Annotated in this window: 20 protein-coding genes; 6 read left to right on the forward strand and 14 right to left on the reverse strand. The window is 69.5% G+C overall.

Annotated features, from left to right (window positions below; genetic code table 11):
* Positions 1–5 precede the first annotated feature (5 nt).
* Genes A605_RS10945 through lepA form a run of 3 tightly spaced genes read right to left on the reverse strand, consistent with a single transcriptional unit; the run spans position 6 to position 3,673 of the window.
* The gene (locus A605_RS10945) at positions 6–1,031 is read right to left on the reverse strand and encodes a DNA adenine methylase (RefSeq protein ID WP_015401580.1); all 1,026 of its coding nucleotides are present in this window, start codon (positions 1,029–1,031) and stop codon (positions 6–8) included.
* Positions 1,028–1,825, reverse strand: a complete 798-nt coding sequence (locus tag A605_RS10950; protein ID WP_015401581.1) for a DNA adenine methylase — start codon at positions 1,823–1,825, stop codon at positions 1,028–1,030. The genes A605_RS10945 and A605_RS10950 overlap by 4 nt, the downstream gene beginning before the upstream one ends.
* Positions 1,826–3,673: a translation elongation factor 4 gene (lepA, locus tag A605_RS10955; RefSeq protein ID WP_015401582.1), complete on the reverse strand. Its 1,848-nt coding sequence runs from the start codon at positions 3,671–3,673 to the stop codon at positions 1,826–1,828. It abuts the gene before it with no gap.
* A gap of 716 nt (positions 3,674–4,389) precedes the next feature.
* Between lepA and A605_RS10960 the strand changes: the two genes are divergently transcribed.
* The 6 genes from A605_RS10960 to rpsT all read left to right on the forward strand — a co-directional run bounded on the left by A605_RS10960 (position 4,390) and on the right by rpsT (position 9,139).
* Positions 4,390–5,271, forward strand: a complete 882-nt coding sequence (locus A605_RS10960) for a manganese catalase (protein WP_015401583.1) — start codon at positions 4,390–4,392, stop codon at positions 5,269–5,271.
* A gap of 192 nt (positions 5,272–5,463) precedes the next feature.
* Positions 5,464–6,522, forward strand: coding sequence for an iron-containing redox enzyme family protein (locus A605_RS10965; protein WP_015401584.1), 1,059 nt, complete (start codon positions 5,464–5,466; stop codon positions 6,520–6,522).
* The gene (locus A605_RS10970) at positions 6,519–7,517 is read left to right on the forward strand and encodes a glycosyltransferase family 2 protein (RefSeq protein WP_015401585.1); all 999 of its coding nucleotides are present in this window, start codon (positions 6,519–6,521) and stop codon (positions 7,515–7,517) included. The genes A605_RS10965 and A605_RS10970 overlap by 4 nt, the downstream gene beginning before the upstream one ends.
* On the forward strand, positions 7,510–7,746 hold the full coding sequence (locus tag A605_RS10975; protein WP_015401586.1) for a CDGSH iron-sulfur domain-containing protein: 237 nt from the start codon (positions 7,510–7,512) through the stop codon (positions 7,744–7,746). The genes A605_RS10970 and A605_RS10975 overlap by 8 nt, the downstream gene beginning before the upstream one ends.
* Positions 7,747–8,119: 373 nt before the next feature.
* Complete coding sequence (locus A605_RS10980; RefSeq protein ID WP_015401587.1) at positions 8,120–8,686, forward strand: type II toxin-antitoxin system PemK/MazF family toxin; 567 nt, start codon at positions 8,120–8,122, stop codon at positions 8,684–8,686.
* A 189-nt stretch (positions 8,687–8,875) separates the two neighbouring features.
* A complete protein-coding gene (gene rpsT / locus A605_RS10985) occupies positions 8,876–9,139 on the forward strand; it encodes a 30S ribosomal protein S20 (RefSeq protein WP_015401588.1) in 264 nt (87 codons plus the stop codon).
* A gap of 106 nt (positions 9,140–9,245) precedes the next feature.
* Here rpsT and A605_RS10990 read toward each other — a convergent pair whose 3' ends face one another.
* The 11 genes from A605_RS10990 to A605_RS11040 form a co-directional block, all read right to left on the reverse strand.
* On the reverse strand, positions 9,246–9,890 hold the full coding sequence (locus A605_RS10990; RefSeq protein WP_015401589.1) for a LysE family translocator: 645 nt from the start codon (positions 9,888–9,890) through the stop codon (positions 9,246–9,248).
* Entirely contained in the window at positions 9,887–10,276 is a 390-nt protein-coding gene (locus A605_RS10995) for an ankyrin repeat domain-containing protein (RefSeq protein ID WP_015401590.1), read from the reverse strand. Before A605_RS10995 ends, A605_RS10990 begins: the two co-directional genes overlap by 4 nt.
* A 21-nt stretch (positions 10,277–10,297) precedes the next feature.
* Positions 10,298–11,251 carry a DNA polymerase III subunit delta gene (holA, locus tag A605_RS11000; RefSeq protein ID WP_034990632.1) on the reverse strand — a complete coding sequence of 318 codons (954 nt, stop codon included), beginning with the start codon at positions 11,249–11,251 and terminating at the stop codon, positions 10,298–10,300.
* Between the two features lie 26 nt (positions 11,252–11,277).
* A complete protein-coding gene (locus A605_RS11005; protein WP_015401592.1) occupies positions 11,278–12,939 on the reverse strand; it encodes a ComEC/Rec2 family competence protein in 1,662 nt (553 codons plus the stop codon).
* Positions 12,936–13,664, reverse strand: a complete 729-nt coding sequence (locus tag A605_RS11010) for a ComEA family DNA-binding protein (RefSeq protein WP_027004277.1) — start codon at positions 13,662–13,664, stop codon at positions 12,936–12,938. The genes A605_RS11005 and A605_RS11010 overlap by 4 nt, the downstream gene beginning before the upstream one ends.
* Before the next feature lie 90 nt (positions 13,665–13,754).
* A complete protein-coding gene (locus tag A605_RS11015) occupies positions 13,755–14,555 on the reverse strand; it encodes a DegV family protein (protein ID WP_015401594.1) in 801 nt (266 codons plus the stop codon).
* Positions 14,556–15,239: a histidine phosphatase family protein gene (locus A605_RS11020; protein ID WP_015401595.1), complete on the reverse strand. Its 684-nt coding sequence runs from the start codon at positions 15,237–15,239 to the stop codon at positions 14,556–14,558.
* Between the two features lie 4 nt (positions 15,240–15,243).
* Complete coding sequence (rsfS, locus tag A605_RS11025) at positions 15,244–15,717, reverse strand: ribosome silencing factor (RefSeq protein ID WP_015401596.1); 474 nt, start codon at positions 15,715–15,717, stop codon at positions 15,244–15,246.
* An 81-nt stretch (positions 15,718–15,798) separates the two neighbouring features.
* A complete protein-coding gene (gene nadD / locus A605_RS11030; protein WP_027004276.1) occupies positions 15,799–16,401 on the reverse strand; it encodes a nicotinate-nucleotide adenylyltransferase in 603 nt (200 codons plus the stop codon).
* Positions 16,398–17,396, reverse strand: a complete 999-nt coding sequence (locus A605_RS11035; protein ID WP_015401598.1) for a hypothetical protein — start codon at positions 17,394–17,396, stop codon at positions 16,398–16,400. Before A605_RS11035 ends, nadD begins: the two co-directional genes overlap by 4 nt.
* A 99-nt stretch (positions 17,397–17,495) precedes the next feature.
* Positions 17,496–18,494: a hypothetical protein gene (locus A605_RS11040; RefSeq protein ID WP_015401599.1), complete on the reverse strand. Its 999-nt coding sequence runs from the start codon at positions 18,492–18,494 to the stop codon at positions 17,496–17,498.
* Positions 18,495–18,574 lie beyond the last annotated feature (80 nt).

Raw genomic sequence — 18,574 nt, forward strand, 5'->3', positions numbered from 1 at the left:
AGGTATCAGACCCCCGGGGACGTGAAGAGATATTCCTTGACCTGGTTCCTGGTGGTCTTCTCCCGCGTCGAGAAGCTGTAGCGGTGGTTGACCTCGGCCACCCGGACCGTCCTGCCGACCTGAATGAACAGCTCGACGAGCTCCTCCTTCGTCGGCAGGGAGTTGGAACTGTAGGACAGGATCACGTCATTGCCCGGGTGGGCGGAGAGAATCTCCCGCAGGGCCTCCAGTGTTCCGTTCTGGGTGCTGAACGGCGTGGGGAAGTTCGCGAATTTCCTGGTCTTGGTGTGCGGCTGCATCTCGACGTCCCGCCACTCGCGGGACAGTCCCTCGACGAAGTGGTAGCGGCGCACGTACTGGTTGTCGGAGACCGGCGAGTAATACGGCGGATCCAGGTAGAGGATCGCGTTCTCGGGCACCTCGAGCTCCCGGAAGTCCAGGTTCGTGGAGTAGGAGCGCCGGCCGTTGTCGAAGACCGCGGCGTTGACCTTGGCCACCTGGATGCGGAAGTGCTCCTCGATGCTCAGGCGCAGGTCCCTCCGCCCGTCGTCGTAGCGCAGCCCGGTGTAGGTGAAGATACCGCGGGGACGCTTCTTGAGGCAGGCGCGCACCAGCCCGGACACGGCGATCGCCGCCTCGTACTCGCTGAGCCCGAGTTCCCGGATGCCGGTGCGGATCCGGTCGATGGCCCGGGTGTCGGTCCGGTGGTAGAAGATGTCCGTGTAGGTCCGTTCGACGAAGCCGTCACCGGGATCCGGGTGGGCGACCAGGCGCTCGACCAGTTCGTCGCTGAGCCGCTCGCTGCTGTTCTCCACCATGGCCTTCGTGTAGGTGGCGCAGAACCGCAGGTAGTCGTTGGTGTGGACGGCGTAGCCGTGCCGCTTCGCGGCGTGGGCGACCACCCCGGAGCCCGAGAAGACGTCGACGAAGACGTCCTTGCCAAACTCCGCGGCGGTCTCCATGATCCGGGCCGTCAGTTTCTCCTTGGAGCCCATGTAGCGGGTCTCCGGGTACACGGGGGTCGTCGTCATGCCGCCTGCCCCACCATGATCAGCTCGCTTCCGCCCCGTTTCTCCGGGTCCTTGTTGATTGCCCGGCGCACCGCCACCTCGTGGATGCGGAAACCCTCGTAGAGGGAACGGATCAGCTCGGTGTCGCTGTTGGTGATCACCACGAACACGCCCCGTTCGCTCAGCTCCCGGGCCAGCTCGGCGACCTCCGACTGGTCGTCGGCGAAGAACTTCGCCGGGGTGTACCGGGTAAAGTCGGAGTAGCGGGAGATCGGGTCGTAGGGCGGGTCCAGGAACACCTGGTCCCCCGGCCGCACGACCTTCCGGAGGAAATCGCGGTAGTCACCGTCGTGGATCTCAACCCGCTGGAGAAAGGCGGACAACTCCCGCAGGTACTCCAGACCCGGCAACGACGGGCGCCGGTAGTTGCCGAAGGGGACGTTGAACCGGTTCTGCCTGTTCACCCGGTACAGACCGTTGAAGCAGGTCTTGTTGAGGAAGATCATCCGCCCGGCCAGCGCCACGGGATCCAGGGTCTCCGGGTCCACCGCGCGGAGCTCGAGGAAGTACTCCTTTTCGTTGCGGTGGGACTGGACGGCCTCGAACACCGCGTCCGGTTCCTCCCGGATCGCCCGGTACGTGGCCATCAGCTCCCGGTTGCTGTCATTGACCACGGCCGCTTCCGGCATGAGGTCGAAGAGCAGGGCCCCGCCACCGAGAAACGGTTCGATGTACCGTTTTTCAGGATTGAAGAAAGGGCGCAGGTGAGGAAGAAGCTGCGTTTTCCCACCCGCCCATTTCAGTACGGGCTTCACCTATCCTTCATCCGTCGAGAGCGCGGCCACGAAGGCCTCCTGCGGCACGGAGACGGAACCGATGTTCTTCATGCGCTTCTTGCCGGCCTTCTGCTTCTCCAGCAGCTTGCGCTTACGGGAGATGTCGCCGCCGTAGCACTTGGACAGCACGTCCTTGCGCAGCGCACGGATATTCTCACGGGCGATGATCTTCGAGCCGATCGCCGCCTGGACGGGGACCTCGAACTGCTGGCGCGGGATGAGCTCCTTGAGCTTGACGGTCATCTTGTTGCCGTAGCCCTGGGCGTGATCACGGTGCACGATCGCGGAGAACGCGTCCACGGCCTCGCCCTGCAGCAGGATGTCCACCTTGACCAGATCCGCCTGCTGCTCGCCGGCCTCCTCGTAGTTCAGGGAGGCGTAGCCCTTGGTGCGGGACTTGAGCATGTCGAAGAAGTCGAAGATGATCTCACCCAGCGGCATGGTGTAGCGCAGCTCGACGCGGTCCTCGGACAGGTAGTCCATGCCGCCCATCTGGCCGCGCTTGGACTGGCACAGCTCCATTGTCGGGCCGACGAACTCGGAGGGGACGATCAGCGTCATCTTCACGATCGGTTCGTAGACCTCGCGCAGCTTGCCCTCCGGCCAGTCGGAGGGGTTGTGCACGCGCTGCTCGCTGCCGTCCTCCGCGATGACGCGGTAGGTCACCGACGGTGCGGTGGAGATCAGGTCGAGGTCGAACTCGCGCTCGAGGCGGTCGCGGGTGATCTCCATGTGCAGCAGTCCGAGGAACCCGCAGCGGAAACCGAAGCCCAGCGCCACGGAGGTCTCCGGTTCGAAGGTCAGGGAGGCGTCGTTGAGCTGCAGCTTGTCCAGGGCCTCCCGCAGGGCCGGGAAGTCGGCCTGGGACACCGGGAACAGACCCGAGTACACCATCGGCACCGGCTCGGCGTAGCCCTTCAGCGGCTCGGTGGCGCCCTTGTTCGCCCAGGTGACGGTGTCACCGACCTTCGTCTCACGGACGTCCTTCACACCGGTGATGAGGTAACCGACCTCGCCGGGGCCCAGCCCCTCGCATTTCTTCGGGGTCGGCGAGACGACGCCGATCTCGAGGATCTCGTGGTCGGCCCCGGTGTTCATCATCCGCACCTTCTGACGCGGGGCCAGGCGGCCGTCCATCATGCGGATGTAGGTGACCACACCACGGTAGGTGTCGTAGACGGAGTCGAAGATCATGGCGCGTGCCGGGGCGTCGTCGGGGGCGTCGGTGCTGGGGACCGGGACGAGCTCGGCGACCTTGTCCAGCAGCTCGGGCACGCCCACACCGGTCTTACCGGAGACGCGCAGCACCTCCTCCGGCTCACAGCCGATGATGTTGGCGATCTCGAGGGCGTACTTCTCCGGGTCCGCGGCCGGCAGATCGATCTTGTTGAGGACCGGGATGATCTCCAGGTCGTTCTCCATCGCCAGGTACAGGTTGGCCAGCGTCTGCGCCTCGATGCCCTGGGCGGCGTCGACAAGCAGGATGGCCCCCTCACACGCCTCCAGGGCGCGGGAGACCTCGTAGGTGAAGTCGACGTGGCCGGGGGTGTCGATCATCTGCATGACGATCTCCTCCCCCTCGTGGGGGCCGGATCGCGGAACCCACGGCAGGCGCACGTTCTGCGCCTTGATGGTGATGCCCCGCTCGCGCTCGATGTCCATGTTGTCGAGGTACTGGTCGCGCATGTCACGCGCGGCGACGACATTGGAGAGCTGGAGGATGCGGTCCGCGAGCGTCGACTTGCCGTGGTCGATGTGCGCGATGATGCAGAAGTTACGGATCCGGGCCGGATCGGTGAACGTCTTCTCCGCAAAGTTGGTGGTCATGTAAGTGGCGGCACCTTTCTCTATAGCTTCTCCAACCTTACCTGACGCCTCCCGGCTGATTGGCCCGCTTCCCAGCTGGCGTTACATCTCCGGGCCCGACGCACGTGCACGGCAATCACATCCACCATCCCGCACCTCGCTGAGCAGCGGAAACGTGCCCATCTCCCGATGCAGGACCGCGGCGGACCGGGCGAGCCGCACCGCCGGAACGTCAGCTCCCCCCTCAAGCGCCGAGGCTTGCGGGACGGCGCGCGACGACGACGCCCGCGGCCATCACTTCGGAGGGTGGAGTGGAAGGCGCCGGAAGAATATAAGAAATCCCGCACCCGATTCAGAACCGCCAGTTGCCCACCCCTGCATGCCACAGGGGCCCTGAGCGGATGACAGAAAGACGATGACCAGCACTTCACGTTCCCGACCGCCATCCGCGCCCCGCTCCCGCAGGGGATCGCGACGACCGCAGGGGCGGGCTCCGGCCCCATCAGGCTCCGGCAAATGCGCGGCACGAACGCCCGCCCCGCGTATAGCATGGGCCACACTCACTGAGGCAGTGAGTTGCGCCTGACATGACCGACCCGTACATCAACCCCTCACAACCGGCGCCCCTGACAGACAATCGATCAGGGCAGGTGGAGAGGGACCGAGCTCGACTCTGCCCGCGTCGTCGCCGCGGCGGCTGCGCGGACAGTCCGAAGCGAGAACCGAGGAGATGACGCATGTTCATTCACAAGCAGACACTGCAGTACCCGTCAAAGCCGGAGAAGCCCGACGCCGACTACGCGCGCAAGCTCCAGGAGGTGATCGGCGGCCAGTACGGCGAGATCACCGTCGCCATGCAGTACAGCTTCCAGGCCTGGAACTCCCACATCCCGGGCAAGTACCGCGACCTGCTGTTCAGCACCGCCGCCGAGGAATTCGGCCACATCGAGATGCTCGCGACCATGGTCGCCCAGCTGCTCGAGGACTCCCCGCTGGGCATCACCGAGAAGGCCATCCAGGATGATCCGGCGGTGGCGGCGGTCATCGGCGGCACCGACCTGCAGCACGCCATCGTCTCCGGTGCCGGCGCCCGTCCCTTCGACAGCATGGGCAACCCGTGGAGCGGTTCCTACGTGACCGCCAGCGGCAATCTGCTGGCCGATATGACCTCCAACATCAACGCTGAGATGCAGGGTCGCACCCAGGTCGCCCGGCTGTACCACATGACCGACGACCGCGGCGTGAAGGACATGCTGGGCTTCCTGCTGGCGCGCGACACCATGCACCAGAACCAGTGGCTGGCCGCCGCCCGCGACCTGCAGAAGGAGGGCAACGAGAACCTGCCGGTGCCGAGCAACTTCCCGCGCAGCAAGGAGCACGAGGAGTTCTCCCACCAGGCCATCAACTTCTCCGACGGTGAGCACATGGCGGAGGGCTCCTGGGCCTCGGGCCCGGCCCCGGACGGCCTGGCCAACTTCACCTACGTCGAGACCCCGCCGGAGGGAGCGCCGATGAACCCGCCGACCCATCCGGACGCCCGGTTCTACGGCACCACCGAGTTGCCCAACACCATGGAGAAGGTGGCCGGCCGGGTCCAGGAAAAGTTCAATAAGGAGTAAATCGGGGCGGCTCCTCCGGTAACTTCCGTTCCAGAGGCACGCTCAGCGACACCGCCCCGCCCCGCCCCCATCCCACGATGGCACCGGGGTGGGGCAGTCTCCCCGCCTCACCGACTCACTGTCCGCAAGGCCGCATGACCCGGTGCGCCTGATCGCATTCCCATCAGCCTTTCAGAGAAATGACAACCGAGAATGACGACCGTCGAGACCATCTCCACCACCGCACCCGCCCCACGCGGCACCGCCAGCCAGATCCTGCTTGAGCTGCTGTCCCGCGAGCCGGGCTCCCCCGCCTCCGACGTCAGCCACCTCGCGGAGACCGTCGACCGCGCCCTGGCCGACTCCGGGGACCTGCTCACCGACGACGACCTGCAGCTGACCCTGTTCATCCTCTATCTCCTCCACTACGGGCCGGTGCCCTTCGTGGTCGGCGACTGGGAGTGGCACCCCGGCCTGCTGGCAGTCCGCGCCCGCATCGAGGCGGAGTTCGAGACCGCCCTGCGGAAGGTCGTGCAGCTTCCCGACGCCGCCCGGGGCGACAACGCCCCCACCGGCGCGGAGGTCACCCAGATGCTGTTCGACCTGACGAATGAGGTGGCCAGACCGGAGTTGGCCATGTGGGCGGCCCGCCACGCCACCGATGAACAGCTGCGGGAGTTTCTGATCCTGCGCAGCATCTACACGCTCCGCGAGGCGGATCCGCACTCCTGGGCCATCCCGCGGCTGCGGGGCCGGGCGAAGGCCGCGCTGGTGGAGATCCAGTCCGACGAGTACGGCGGCGGACGCCCCGAGCGGCTGCACGCGTCGATCTTCGCCCGCACCCTGCGCGGGATGGGCCTCAGCGACACCCCCGACGCCTATCTCAACCTGGTCCCGGCGGTCACACTGGCGTCGGTGAACACAATGAGCTTCTTCGGGCTGCACCGGCGACTGCGCGGGGCGATCGTCGGGCACCTGGCCGCCTTCGAGATGACCTCCTCGCTGCCGAACAAGCACTACGGCAACGCTTTCCGGCGTCTCGGCCACGGACCCGAGGTCACCTGGTACTACGACGAGCACGTCGAGGCCGACGCGGTGCACGAGCAGATCGCCGCACGTGACCTGGCCGGTTCGCTGGCCGACGACGATCCTGAGGTGGCCGCCGACATCGTCTTCGGTGCCTGCGCCAGTCTGCACATGGACGACCTGGTCGGCGCCCACCTGAAGACCGCGTGGACGGAAGGCCACTCGGCCCTGCGGGAGGCGCGATGACCGTCCCCACACCCGTGCTCGAATACCTCCTGCCGCTGAAGTGGAGCGACGACGCCGATCCGGCGGAACTCGCCGAACTCGCCGAGTACCTGGGCCGGGTGGTCACCCACGCCCGCGTCACCCTCGTCGACGGCTCCAGCCCCGAGGCGCGCGCCCGCCACGAGGCGGCGCTGCCGGACGAGGTCAACGTCATCCCCGCCGACCCTGAGTTGGCCCGCAACGGCAAGGTCGCCGGCGTGCTCACCGCCATCCCGACGCTGCGCGCGGAGAAGGTCATCATCGCCGACGACGATGTGCGCTACACCGCCACCACCCTGACCCGGATGTCCGAGGCGCTCGACGACCACGCCATCGTCCGCCCCCAGAACCATTTCGTCACCGCGGACGGCTCCCCGCTGCCCTGGCACGCCCGCTGGGACACCGGCCGCACGCTCCTCAACCGGGCCTTCGGCTCCGACTACCCCGGCACGCTCGGGGTGCGGCTGGAGTACCTGGCCGGCGGCTACGACGGTGACCTGCTCTTCGAGAACCTCGAACTGATCCGCACCGTCCTGGCCCGCGGCGGCCGCGAGCTGGCCGCCGACGACCTCTTCGTCGTCCGCCGCCCGCCCTCGACCCGCGGCTTCCTCGGCCAGCGCGTCCGTCAGGCCTACGACAGCTTCGCCCAGCCCACCCGGCTCGCGGCCGAACTGGCGATCCTGCCCGCGGCACTCCTCGCTTCACGACGCCCGGTGTGGCTGCTCATCGGTTTCGCCGGCACGGCCGCCGCGGCCGAGGTCGGACGTCGCCGCAGCGGTGGTGACCGCATCTTCGACCGCACCGCCGCACTGTGGGCCCCGCTGTGGGTCACGGAGCGTGGACTGTGCATCTGGCTCGCGCTCATCGAACGGGCCCGTGGGGGCGTGCGCTACCGCGATTCGCGCCTGCTGACCGCGGCGCACTCCCTGCGCGCGCTGAAATCCCGGGAAGAGAACAGGAGCCTGACCCATGTCTGAGCACGATCAGCCCACCGTCATCACCGCCTGCCCCGACGGACCACTGCTGGTCCGCGGCGACATCGCCATCGCCCTGGAACCCGGCGCGGATCCGAAGCGCCCCGACCGCCGCGTGGTGGCCCTGTGCCGCTGCGGAGCCTCGGGCATCAAGCCGTTGTGCGATGGCACGCACAAGCTCACGCGTTTCCGCAGCCACGACACCGGATGGGTCGAGCTCCCGGAGGAATGACCGGCCCCCTGCTGTTCAGCCGTTGAGCCCGGCACGGCACTGCCTGTGCGCGGGCAGGGCTTCAACCAACCGCCTCCGTCAGATTCCCCCGTCCGCCCCGTCCCGGGTGTGACGGCGGGATTTCCCTCACTCGCCCGCCACCCCCGTTCCCAGTTAGTGGACGTTTCAACTTTTCTGGTCTGGGGCTACCATGGGGTCAACGCCAGGCGCAGTAGCGGCAGCTTCCCCACCCGACCCGTCTCCCCACCCGTCCATTGGCACGGGTGGGGCGGATGAAACGTTCTCCACTACCGCGTCGATACAACACAATAGGGGCACCTCCCGGCAGGCGTCACATTTCTACGCGATATTTCAGGACATAGGATCGAAGGACATGGGGCTCGGACAGCGCATCAGAAAGCAGCTCGGCAAGACTAGGGCGAAGCTGCGAAACCGCCTGTCCACGCCCGAGCCGAGCGAGTCGCTCGACAACGGACTGGCCCGCATCAATGAGCGCCTTGGCCTCCACTCCGAGTCCCGGTCCGACGCCGCCCGCCCCGTCACCACCATCCGGGTCGAACCCACCCACCGGCTCTCGCGCAGCATCTACTACGCCCCGGACATGGACGGCCAGGCCGAGCCCGGCGAGGTCGTGTGGATCTGGGCGCCGAGCGACGGCCCGGCGCATCCGCCCCGCGAGCGGGCCGTCCTCGTCGTCGGCCGCACCCGCCACACGATCCTGGGGCTGTTGATCTCCCCGAATCCGGAGCACGACGGTGAGGAGCACTGGCTGGACATCGGCGCCGGCGAATGGGACGCCTCGGGCCGCCAGTGCTGGATCCGGCTGGACCGGGTCCTCGAGGCCCCCGAGCGCGGCATCCGCCGACAGGGCACCCTGTTCCCGCAACCGCGGTTCGAGCGCATCGCCAACAAGCTGCGCTCCTCCTACCAGTGGGCGTGAGGCGCTTTTGGGCAACTGGTACCCCACCTGCTAGAATTTCGCTGTTATTCATCTCCGGGCGCACCGGTCGGGGCGGGCAGGACCTTGGGTCCGCTCTTCGAACACCGGCGCCAAGGGCCACACGGTCCGGGACATGTCCGGTTGGTGGGTCACTGACACCGATCCTTCTAATCCAAGAGGTATTTCACGATGGCAAACATCAAGTCCCAGCAGAAGCGCGTTCTCACCAACGAGAAGGCTCGTCAGCGTAACCAGGCCGTCCGCTCCGCCGTGCGCACCGAGATCCGCAAGTTCCGTGCCGCCGTCGACGCCGGCGACAAGGCCGCCGCTGAGACCCAGCTCCGCGTTGCTTCCCGCGCGCTGGACAAGTCCGTCTCCAAGGGCGTGTTCCACCGCAACAACGCCGCCAACAAGAAGTCCAGCATGGCCCTGGCCCTGAACAAGATGGCCTAAGCAGCCCTCTGACTTCCCGGAAGTCCCCGCCCTCGGGCGGGGACTTTCTGCGTTCCGGGGTCGGTGGTAGCCCCGCCCATCCGGCGTGAACCGCCGACGCGGGCCGTCAGACCAGTTCCCCCAGCCCGCGCACCGCGAGCACGCCGCCGGCGATGAGGAAGAAGATTCCGGCGAAGACGTCGATCCACGGTCCCGCGTTCAGCAGCTTCTGCCGCATCGTCGGGGTGGAGATCAGCAGCGACATGAACGTGAACAGCGCCAGCGACGACAGTGAGAGCGCCACAATAACCAGGACCGCCACCCCGGCACCCGGTTCGGCGGGCAGCAGCGGGGCGATCATGGCGGACAGGAACAGCACGATCTTCGGGTTCGACAGGTTCGTTGTGAGCCCACGCCAGAACGCCGAGCGCAGCGGCCCGAGCCGGGCGGCGGCGTCCTCGAGGTTCCGGGGCGGGCTGCCGCGCTCCGCCCAGCCGGCGATGAGCATGCCGCGGCCCATCCACATCAGCCACGCGCCGCCGATCAGCTGCACGAATCCGAGCGCCGCCGGGAAGGCGTTGAGCACCGCCGCCGCCCCGAGGACGGTGAGACTGCACCAGAAGACCACACCCACGTGGATGCCGAGGGTGGTGGCCATCGCGTGCCGGCGCGAACGGGTGGCCATCCGGGTCACCAACATGACGTCGGGCCCCGGGGAGGCGGCCCCGACCAGGTTCATCAGGACGAGGGTGCCCAGTTGGGCGAGGTTCACTCCTCCACGCCGAGACGACCGAGCAGGTCGTCACGGCCGAACATCCGGGCGCAGTCGACGGCGGTGGGGTGGCCGATGGTGGGATCGGCGCCGGCGTCGATGAGCACGTCGACGACCTCGTTCTCCTTCTTGAAGATCGCCCCGGCCAGCGGGGACTGCGCGCGGTCGTTGAGCTTGTTGATGTCCGCGCCCCGTTCGATGAGGCCGCGCACCAGCGTGGGCTGGCCGTTGTAGGCGGCGAGCATGAGCAGGGTGTTGCCTTCCTGGTTCATCAGGTCGACGTTGAGCCCCTGGTCGATGATCTCGAGCAGGTCCTGGTGGCCTTTGCGTGCCATGTCGAAGAGCTGGGTGGCCAGCTCCTGTACATCCTGGGGAATATCAGTCATGCGTGCCAGTGTAAACCGCAACTACCCCGCAAGCTCGCTGATCCGCCGGACCGCGTGCTCGATCGCGAACTCGGGGTCGCCGCCCTGCCCCTTGACCTCAGCGTCGAGCTCGGCGACGACGATGACCGCCTCCGAGACGGCGTCCCCGGACCAGCGGCGCGCGACCTTGGCGGTCTTCTCTATGACGAACGGCGGCAGCCCCAGCGTGCCGGCCAGCGGGCGGTAATCGGTGGTGCGCGTGGAGTACAGCCGGGCGATGGTACCCACCTTGGAGCTCAGCGCCGAGGCGAGCATGACCGGGTGCATGCCCAGCTGCAGGGCACGCCTGGTGCTGGCCACCGCCCGCGCGGTCTGGCCCGTCACGGCCAGGTCGGCGATGTCGAAGCCGGAGACCTCCGCGACGCCGGCGTAGTACTCGCGCACGGTGGCCGCGGTGATCTCCCCGTCGGTGTCGGCCACCAGCTGGGAGACGGCCGAGGCCAGCTCGCGCAGATCGGAACCGACGCCCTCGAGCAGGGCGTGGACGACGTCCGGGGTCGGGCGCACGCCGTGGGTGCGGAACTCGTTGGTCACCCAGCTGACGCGCTCGGAGGGGCGGACGGGGTCGGCCGGGTGGACCTCGGCGACCTTCTTGAACTTCGACACCAGGGCCTTCTGCCGCCCGCCGCCGGTGTGCTGGATGATCAGATGGATGCCCGGCGCGAGATTGCGGCAGGTCTGCAGCAGCAGTTCGACGGGTTCCTTGCCGGCCTGCTCCGTCTTCGTGATGATGACGACGCGGTCCTCGCCGAACAGCGACGGGCTGGTGGCGTCGATGAGCTCGGGGCCGCTCAGATCGACGGCGCGCAGGGTGGTGATCTCCAGTTCCCCGCCCTCGGGCACCTCGGCCCGGACCTGTTCGGTGAGGTGGCGGCGGGTGCGTTCGGCGAGGAACTCCTCCTCGCCGAGGATGAGGTGAACGGGTGCCACGGACATGACCTCCATCGTGCCACACCGGGGTGTCAGAACCGGCCGTCGCGGGCGTGCTGGGTGCCGTCACGGTGCAGGCTGACCTCCCCGTCGCGGTGGGGGAAGAGCACGGGCACACCCGCCCGGGTGACGGTGGGCCGATCCGACGCCCGCCCGGTGTCGTCGAGGACGATGATCACCTGCGTGCCGGGTGGGGCGGTGTCCACCTCCCCGACGGTGCCGACGACCGCGACCGCCCGCTCCGGCAGTGTCTCCAGCGGGATCTCCGCGGCCCCGGTGCCGGTCCCCGCCCCGGCGTGCAGGGACCAGAGGAAGAACACCCCCACCCCGGCCAGCACCTTCCACGGGTGGCCGGCGAGCACCGCCGCGAGCACCCAGCCGTAGCCCACGAGCACCCAGCCGGGGTCGGCCGGCACGGTCGCGTTCGGCAGCTGCGCGCACCACTGCGCCACCGTGTGGATCCACCAGGTGCACGGCTCGAGCATTTTCAGGGGCGGGATCTCCAGCCCACCGGGCAGGAGGCAGAGACCGGCCGCGATGAGCCCGAGGACGGTGACCGGGGCGACCGCGGGGGCGACGAGCACGTTGGCCACGACGGAGACCAGCGAGACCTCCCCGGCCATCACCGCGATGATCGGCATGGTGACGATATCGGCGGCCACGGCCACGGCCAGGGCGCGCACGAGGATATCGGGCAGTCGGGTACGCGCCAGCGGCCGGTAGAGCAGCGGGTGCAGGGCGACGATGCCGGCGGTCGCCGCCACCGACAACGCGAAGCCATAGGAGACGGCCAGATCCGGGTCCCACAGGATCAACCCGATGACCGCCAGGCACAACCCGTGGACCGGTTCCATCCGCGCGGAGTTCAGCACGGCCAGCAACCCCACGAGTCCGGTGACCGAGGCGCGCAGCACGCTCGGTTCGGTGCCCACGAGCCCGACGAAGACCAGCAGCGCGCCCGAGGCCGCCGCGACCTGGACGCGGGGGCCCAGGGTCAGCAGCCGGCAGACCACCACGGCGGCGGTGGTGACGATCGCGACATTCGCCCCGCTGACCGCGCTCAGGTGGGACAGGCCGGTGTCGATGTAGAGCTGCTGTTCGGCGGCCGACTGCCCGGAGGTGTCACCGAGCACCATTCCGGGCACCAGCCCCTGCGAGGCGGGACCGACCACCGCCGCCACCGACTCCCCGAAGGTCTGGCGCACATGCGCGGCGAAGGCGGCCATCCCGGCCGGTTCCGCCTCCACCCGCAGCTCACCGGAAGCTACGTGCGCGCCGAGGCCCGGCCGGTCCGACGGCGACAGCGCCACCTCGGCGGTGACCCGCGCCCCGGCCACCACCCCCGCGGGCAGCTCCCCGGTGAACACGGGCAGCTCCGCGGGGTGGCCCGGCACGTGCAGGCGCACCAGGTGGCGCTCCGGGGCGATCCCGGTGGGTTGGGCGGCCACCGTGCCCGTCACGACGTCGCCGAGCTCCGCCTCTCCGGCGCCTCGCTGGCGGGTGCGGGTGAGCACCAGCGCCGCGGCCCCCAATACCGCGGCCAGCACGGCCTGCCCCGGCTGACGCAGCACCGCCAGACAGGCCGCGGCCACCACCACGAGCCCGGCGGCCGCGGGAAGGGATCCGGTGAGCAGCAGCAGGAGCGTGACGGCCCAGACCACGAGTGCGGCGGGGACGAGCCGCAGTTCGCTCACAGGCTCACCTGGTCCCGCAGCGCCTCGAATTTGGCGGGCCCGATGCCTTTGACGTCCATTAGCTGCTCCGGGGCGGTGAAACCACCGGTGGCCTCGCGGTGGGCGATGATCGCCTCAGCGGTCTTCTCCCCCACCCCGTCGAGGGTGATCAGCTCCGCCGCGGAGGCCAAGTTCAGGGAGACCGGCCCCTCCCCGGTTCCTCCCGCTGCCGCCTGCGGCGCCTGCCCGTCCGGTTCCCCGGCCTCGGCGGCCGCGGGCACCACCAGCTGCTGGCCGTCGGTCAGCCGCTGGGCCTGGTTGAGGGCGAGCAGCTCGGCGCCGGGCAGCGGCTCGGCCTCGGCGAGGGCGTCGGCGACCCGCGCGCCGGGCGCCAGCGTGAGCAACCCCGGGCGGGTGACCTCCCCGACGACGGAGACCACCAGCTCCCCCTCCCCTTCCCCGGCGGCGGTGGCCTCCGGCAACCCGGGCACACCGGTCAGCCCGACGCCGGCGGGCTCCCCGGGCGCGAGGGTGCCGATGGTCCCGGTTCCGGTTCCGGACTCAGCCCCGGTCTCAGGTGTCGGGCGCAGGGCCAACCAGCCGAGCACGAGAATGAGCACCACGGCGGCGGCGAAGACCGCGTGGCGGGGTGCGACGGACCAGCGGGGGGCGGGATAGGCGACGTCGAGGAGGTCCTCCTCCCCGGTGGGGCGGGTCAGTTCCTTCAGACGGCTCACAGCGCTCATGGCGCTCACGCTAGGGCGCGGGCCCCCACCGGGCGAGCGTCGGCGGCAAAACCTGTGGACGGATTCGGTGAAACATCACCGAGCTGTGGACTACTCCACCGGGGCGGTGGCGAACACGGCGGAGACCCCGACCGCGCCGGGGCCGACGTGCACGGCCAGGGTGTTCTCCATCTCCAGGCACATGAAGCTGGAGTCGTCCGGCAGGGCGTCCTCGAGCAGTTCCTGCAGTTCCCCGGCGGCCTCCCGGGCGTCGTTGTGCTGGATGGCCAGGAACACGGGCTCGTCGTCGGCGCGCTCGCCCACGAGCTCGACCAGCCGGGCGAAGGCCTTGGTCTGGGTGCGGGTCTTGCCGGCCAACTCCAGCTTGCCGTCGCGGATCTCCATGATCGGCTTCGTGGCCAGCAGGGCCGCCGAGAGCAGCGTGGTGGCGGCGGACATGCGCCCGGACTTGCGGATCTCCTCGATGCGGTGGAGGTAGACCCAGGTCGCCGAGCGTTCCAGGATGTCAACGGCCATGTCGTGGCAGGCCGTGAGGTCCGCGCCCTCGAGCGCGAGCGTGGCGGCCGCCATCGCCGCCGCGCCCACGGCCATGCCGACGGAGCCGGTGTCGACGACCCGGACGGTGTCGGGGAAGACGGCCGCGGCCTGGACCGCCGAGGACCACGTCGAGGACAGTTCCTTGGACAGGTGCAGGGCGAGCACGCCGTCGTCGCCGCCGCGCTCCAGCTGGCGGGCGTAGGCGGCCGTCAGCTCCAGCGACGACAGGCCGGCGGTGGAGGCCTCCTCGTCGCCGCCACCCATGACGTGCAGGTCGACGACGGTGATGCCGAGTTCCTCGACGACCGCGTCGGGCAGGCCGGAGGATGAGTCGGTGACGATGCGGACCGGCATTTATCCCATGTTCCATCCGTCGAGGTACCACTGGGGATCGCCGACGGTGCCCGGGGTGAACTCCACGGAGGGGCGCACCTCGTCACCCGCCTCGGCGCTGCCCGGGAAGAAGCGCGGGCGCGCCGTCAGCTGAGACCAGCAGGTGTTGCGCAGGCCCGAGAGAATCGGGTACATCCCCGCCTCGAAACCCAGCAGGTTCGAGGTCAGGGCGGAGATCGTGCCGCCGTGGGCGACGAACAGGACGCTGCCACCCTCCCAGCCGTCGTAGTCGGCCATCAGCTCGTCGACGACCGGGCGGGCGCGCTTCGCGACGTCGAGACGGGACTCGCCGCCCGGTGGGGCCCAGCTGGCGTCGTGGCGCCAGACCGCGCGGGCACCGGGCGATTCGGCGTCGACGTCCATGTGCGTCTTCGACTGCCACTGCCCGAGGTGGGTCTCCCGCAGGCGGGGATCCGTGCCGACCTCCACGCCGAGGATCCCGGCGATGATCTCGGCGGTGTCCTGCGCGCGGGACAGGTCGGAGGCGATGATGCGCTGGATATCGGCATTGCGGAGCTTCTCGCCCGCGGTCCACGCCTGGTCCCGGCCCACCTCGGACAGCTGCGTGTCCAGCTGACCCTGCATACGACGCGTGGCGTTGTAGTGGGTCTGTCCATGGCGGATCAGGATCAGGCGACGGCTCATCGGTCTAGTACTCCTCGTCGTCGTCGCCGGGCGCCTCGTCCGCGAGCGGGATCTCGTCGATGGAGCGGACGCTGCGGACGTCGACGTCGTCGGACCAGCTGCCGGGGCGCTCGGGGACCTCGACGCCCTCGATCTCGATCAGCGGGCAGTCGCGGTAGAGGCGGTCGAGGCCGTAGAATTCGCGCTCGGCCTCGCGCTGGACGTGGACGACGAAGATGCCGTAGTCGAGCAGCACCCAGCGGTTCTCGCGGTTGCCCTCGCGGCGCAGCGGCTCGGCGCCGGCCTCGGTCAGCCGGTCCTCGACCTCCTCGACGATGGCGCGGACCTGGCGCTCGTTGTCGGCGGAGGCCACCACGAAGATGTCGCTGATGGCCATGACGTCGGAGACGTCGATGACCGCGATGTTGCTCGCCTGCTTCTCGTCGGCGGCCAGGGCGGCGATGCCGGCCAGGCGGCGGGACTCGTCAGAAACTGTCACTCAGTCTTCCTTCTGTTAGTGCGTGTTGCGGTCCAGTTTTCCATGAACCGGCCGAAATATCCTAGTCGGAGGCGCCCGGAGCTAGTCCGAACCGTACAACCGATTCTTGGCGATGTACTGCACCACCCCGTCCGGTACGAGATACCACACGGGCCGGCCCTCCGCGGAGCGCTCCCGGCAGTCCGTCGACGAGATCGCCATCGCCGGCACGTCGATCAGCGAGACGCGCTCGCGGTGGACCTCCGGCAGGATCTCGTCGCTGAGCGCGTAACCCGGGCGGGTCACCCCGACGAAGTGGGCCAGCTCGAACATGTCCTCCCAGTCGCGCCAGGAGATGATCGAGCCCATCGCGTCGGCGCCGGTGATGAAGAAGAACTCCGCGTCCGGGTACTGCGCCCGCAGATCCGTCAGGGTGTCGACGGTGTAGGTGTCGCCCCCGCGGTCGATGTCGACGCGGCTGACGGAGAAGCGCGGGTTGGACGCCGTCGCGATCACCGTCATCAGGTAGCGGTGCTCGGCGGCCGTGACCTGCCGGCCGGCCTTCTGCCAGGGCTGGCCCGTCGGCACGAACAGGACGGTGTCCAGCTCGAAGCAGTGGGCGACCTCGCTGGCGGCCACCAGGTGGCCGTTGTGGATCGGATCGAAGGTCCCACCCATGATGCCGATGCGCTTGAGCGTGCTCATGGGTGGGAAGTATAGCCGGTGACCCAGGCGGCGAACTGGTCCGCGACGGCCGCGTCCCACGGGGAGGCCGGTTCGACCAGGAAGTACCGGGTGTGCGGCCCCCCGTGGGAGGTCAGGGCGGTGCCCAGCGAATCGAGGTCCACGTCGCAGGTGAAGTCGCCGGGCAGGCAGTAGTTGAGCCGGTTGGGCACCTCGGCCCCCGGCCGCAGCCCGGGCGGCACCGCGCGCAGCGCCCCGCCGCGCACCGGGCCGGTGACCGTCCCCGGGTCACCGGGGGCCAGCAGTGGGTTGCCCAGGTAGACCGCGCCGGCGAGCCGGCCGGCGTCGTGCAGCCACTGCTCCTGCAGCGTGAGCACGATCGCGCCCTGGGAGTAACCGAGCAGCAGGTAACCGGGTTCGCAGCCGCTCGCCGCCTCGAAGTCCGCGAGCACGCCACCGACCCCGGCGGCCGCCCCCTCCACGCTGGCGCGGAAGGCGTGCAGCGCCTGGCCCGCGATCACGTGGGCGGGGGTCTCCTCCAGCACCCCGCCCAGGCGCCGGGCGGTCTCCACGGGATTGAGTTCCTCGCCCTGCTCGGCGAGCGCGGGCAGCGGCAGGGCGGCCGGGTAGACGTCGGCGTTCAGGGCGAGGACCGGCACCTCGGCCAGGAGGGATTCACCGGTGTGCTCGAGGTGGCGCTGCTCGGCGAACTGGAGGAAGGCGCGCAGGTTGGGCCCCTCGAAGCCGTTCGACACCCACGGGGCCTGTTCGCTGTAGCGGGTCGGCTCCAGCCCGGAATTCTGTTCGCTGCCGCGGGCGGCCAGGACCACGACCTCCGGGCACCGTTCCCCCGCCGGGGTGGCGAACGCGTCGACGACCGTGTCGAGGGCGTCCACGGCAGGGTCGGCGCCGACGGCGGCACCGGCCGAGGCGTCAGCGGGGGATGCTCCGGCGGACGGGGCGCCGGCCAGGGTCAGCAGGGCCGCACCGACCACCGCCGCGAGGGACGGAGACACTCGTCGGACCATGGGACACTCCCGATAGTGGCGCCGGTAACAGTTTCTGAGGAACAGAATAACTCACCGGGGCCGTCTCCCGTGGCCGGACGGGTGGGGTCAGTCGCGGACCAGGTCGACCCAGGAACCGAAGGCGTCCATGACCCGCTTGTCCCACGGGCTGTCCCACCGCAGGTAGCCGTCGCTGCCGCTGTGCCCGTCACGATCGCCGGCCTCCCCGGACCGAGCGGGGTGCCGGCGGGCTGCGGAGTTATCGCAGGCGTCGTCGTCGGGCAGGCAGTAGCTGATGCGGTTCTCGGTGGTCACGTCCCCGGAATCGCCCTGCGCCAGATGGCTCAGCAGGCTGCCGGCGGGCCCGGGGACGTCGACGGTACCCCGGCCGGTGGCGGTGACCAGTGGGGAACCGAGATACAGGGCCCCGGCGAGCTGTCCCCGCTCGGCCAGGGGCTGCTCCTGCTGCGCCAGGTTTGTCGCGCCCCGGGCGTGGCCGATGAGGATGTACTGCGGACGGCAGCCGGTGGCTTCCTCATACTCCGCGATGGCCGACCCCGCCCCGGAGGGCCCGGTGGGCGTGCCGGCCAGGAGGGCGTCGGCGGCGGTGGCCACGCCCTGGAGCAACGGGTGCGCGAGCCGGTTGGCCAGCAGAATCGTCTGGAGCAGGCCCTCCGGGGTGCCGGTGGTCTCCGCCGGTTCCGCGGCCGGGGGCACCGTCGGATTGTGCCGCGGCTCAAGCCCCAGGACGTGGACGTCGTCCATCAGGGTGGCGCCGTCGTGGGTCCCGCGGTAACGGGTCTCCGATTTCTGCAGGAAGGCGCGGATGACGGGCCCCTCGTGGCCATTGGACGCCCAGGGGGCCCCGGGGCTGTAGCGGGTCGGCGCGGCATCCGGATCCGGCTCACCTTCCCCCGCGGCCACCACCGTCACCGCCGGACACCGCTGTCCGGTGCCCGGCACGTCACGCAGCTCAATCGCCGGCGCAGCGGCCGCGGTCGCCGGGGCGACGACCAGACCGGTGACGGCGAGCAGGGTGATGACGAGCAGCCGGATCAGTCGGCCGGGCTGGCTGAGCTGATCAGACGGGCCGGGACGACGCGGCATGGAACTCCCCCTGTGTGCAGTGCTTGACACTCTGAACTTTAAAGGGGAAACGGCGTCGGCGCACTTCACCCCACCCGATC

Origin of the sequence: Corynebacterium halotolerans YIM 70093 = DSM 44683, from assembly GCF_000341345.1 — a bacterium.
Lineage (GTDB): Bacteria > Actinomycetota > Actinomycetes > Mycobacteriales > Mycobacteriaceae > Corynebacterium > Corynebacterium halotolerans.